Here is a 2559-nt window from a genome sequence, read left to right on the forward strand (position 1 = left end):
AATAAATTACATGTATTATTACAATTATATACGACCTTTTTCAAAATTAAATTGCCACAGCCCTGTTGAATACAGGACCGTGGCAGCATAGGTGTTTTTTCTTGTCTCATTTCCCTGGGTCAGTTCAAAGTGGTTGGTGTTTTTTTATGTTCTAAAGACTTTTTCCATACTTATATCAAATTAAATTTAGGGTAAATTATACCTAAAATCATTTTGATGTGAAGAGGGATTATTATGAGCTCGCAAAGTTTTAGTAAACTAACTGCATCTGAAATAACGAATCTTTGGAACACTTATATGAATGATGCAGGTGCTATTTGTCAATTAAATTACCAACTGAATCATGTTGAAGACGAAGACATAAAGCAAGTTTTAGAAACAGCTTTAGAAATGTCAAAGTCTCATGTCACAAAAATAGAACAGCTTTTTAATCAAGATGGGTATCCAATTCCTCATGGTTTTAAGTTAGAAGAAGATGTCGATATTACAGCACCAAGATTATTTACAGATGTGTACTTTCTAATGGCAACGAGTCAAATGGGGAAAATTAGTGTAACAAACTACAGTGGTGCAATTAGAGCTGCTGTGCGTGAAGACGTATTTAAGTTCTTCCATAATTGTTTGGAAGACTCAATTAAATTAATTGAACTAACAAATGCAATATTGTTGAAAAAAGGGTTATCCAACCGAACACCATATTTAACTAAGCCCCATAATTTTGATTTTGTTGAAAGTAAAGGGTTTTTAGCAGGGTTTTTTAGTGAAAGACGACCATTAACTGGTGCAGAGATTATGAACTTTTACGCGAACCATGAAAGAAATGCTCTTGGTGCCGCAACAATGATGGGATATAGTCAGGTTACTAAAAATCGTGAAGTGACAGAATTCTTTCTAAGAGGAAATGAAATTGCTAATAAACATTGTGAAATATTTGGTTCGTACTTAAAAAAATTTAATATTCCAGAGCCAATGACGTGGCATTCTGAGGTAACAGACTCTACGACATATGTGTACTCAGATCGTAAAATGATGTTCTACACTTCAGCATTAATCGGAATAAGTATTGCCTATTATGGCGCTGCTCTATCTACAAGTCCCCGACGCGATATTGGGTTAACTTACGTAAGATTAATTTCTGAGTTACTCAATTATGCAGATGATGGTGCTCGTCTTATGATTAAAAATGGCTGGATGGAAGAACCGCCTAGGTCAGTTGATCGACGTGAACTAAGTAAAAAGAATAAAAATTAATTAATTTGTTAGCTGTCGAAATATATTTTCGACAGTTTTTTTATGGCCCTACATACCTATTACTCTAGATGTAATTTTATTGTCATATTAATGAGTATTTCGTAATATTTTTGTAAATTCCACCGATTACCTATGACGATTGTCCTGAATTTTCTGTATAATAGAATTATAGACATCATAGAGTTGAGGGGAGACATACGAGTGTTTAAAAAAAGATGGTTTAAGGTCGGGGTTATATTTTTAACTGTATTACTATTGGCGGATGTTTTTGCTAGTTTCTATTTTTATGATTTAGCTATTAAACGGGAGAAAAAGGAATTTCTTCAAGATAATGATGATTTAGTTGTTTCTCGTGAAGCGATGGACGTGTTCGTTAGTGGAGGTTGGCGTGAGTGGGTCGATAATCAGAACTTTGAGTATTGGGAAATGAAGTCGTTCGATGATTTGAGGTTACAAGGCTACTATTTAGAAGCTGAGGAGCCGACTAATAAGACTGTTGTGTTTGCACATGGCTATCTAGGACGAGCACGAGACATGGGCCTTTATGGTGAGTATTACTATGAAGATTTAGGTTATAACATGTTGTCGGTAGATTTAAGAGGGCATGGACAAAGTCAAGGAGACTACATTGACTTTGGTTGGCATAGCCGATTAGATTTAGTAGATTGGGTTAATCGGTTAGTAGATAAACAAGGTGAAGATACAGAAATTATTTTACACGGACTTTCTATGGGAGCAGCTACGGTCCTAATGACTAGTGGAGAAGAGTTACCTGATAATGTGAAGGCTGTAATTGCTGACAGTCCTTATACAAGTGTGTATGACTTATTCGACTATCAAATGGGGCGTATGTTTAAACTGCCATCCTTCCCACTTCTAGATTCAACAAGTGTTGTGACAAAAGCAAAAGCCAATTATTCATTAAAAGAAGCATCAGCCTTAAAACAAGTTAAAAAGACAGACCTTCCAATTTTATATATACACGGTAACAATGATGAATTTGTACCAACGCGTATGACGCAGGAGCTTTATGACAATACGAATAGTGAAAAACAATTGAAGATTTTTGACAAATCTAGTCATGGTGAAGCGTTTGCCATCTACCGTGAGGAGTATATTGAGACTTTAGAACAGTTTTTAAATGAGTATATGAAGTAATGAAGAGCCAGGGGCGCCTGGCTCTTTTTGTGCGATGGGCAGTTATTTAATTCATGACCTTCTGGTCATGGATAACATTTCGAAACAGGACAGAGACGACACTGCGATGTAACGACTGGGAGAATGCGTAGAAATGTTTTCCAGATGGTG

General features: G+C 35.8%; 3 protein-coding genes. All 3 read left to right on the forward strand.

What is annotated here, in order from left to right; all coding sequences use genetic code 11:
• The first annotated feature begins 10 nt into the window (after positions 1-10).
• The 3 genes from ACTWQB_RS17055 to ACTWQB_RS17065 all read left to right on the forward strand — a co-directional run bounded on the left by ACTWQB_RS17055 (position 11) and on the right by ACTWQB_RS17065 (position 2409).
• A complete protein-coding gene (locus tag ACTWQB_RS17055) occupies positions 11-91 on the forward strand; it encodes a hypothetical protein (protein WP_407644108.1) in 81 nt (26 codons plus the stop codon).
• 143 nt (positions 92-234) lie between these two features.
• Complete coding sequence (locus tag ACTWQB_RS17060; protein WP_443140357.1) at positions 235-1251, forward strand: DUF3231 family protein; 1017 nt, start codon at positions 235-237, stop codon at positions 1249-1251.
• 201 nt (positions 1252-1452) lie between these two features.
• Complete coding sequence (locus tag ACTWQB_RS17065; protein ID WP_443140358.1) at positions 1453-2409, forward strand: alpha/beta hydrolase; 957 nt, start codon at positions 1453-1455, stop codon at positions 2407-2409.
• The last annotated feature ends 150 nt before the right edge of the window (positions 2410-2559 follow it).

The organism is Piscibacillus sp. B03 (assembly GCF_052246295.1).
GTDB lineage: Bacteria > Bacillota > Bacilli > Bacillales > Alkalibacillaceae > Piscibacillus.

Bases quoted from the DNA above. Each gene is read 5' to 3' on its own strand.
- ACTWQB_RS17060 (WP_443140357.1), top strand. From the start codon at position 235: ATGAGCTCGCAAAGTTTTAGTAAACTAACTGCATCTGAAATAACGAAT.
- ACTWQB_RS17055 (WP_407644108.1), top strand. From the start codon at position 11: ATGTATTATTACAATTATATACGACCTTTTTCAAAATTAAATTGCCAC.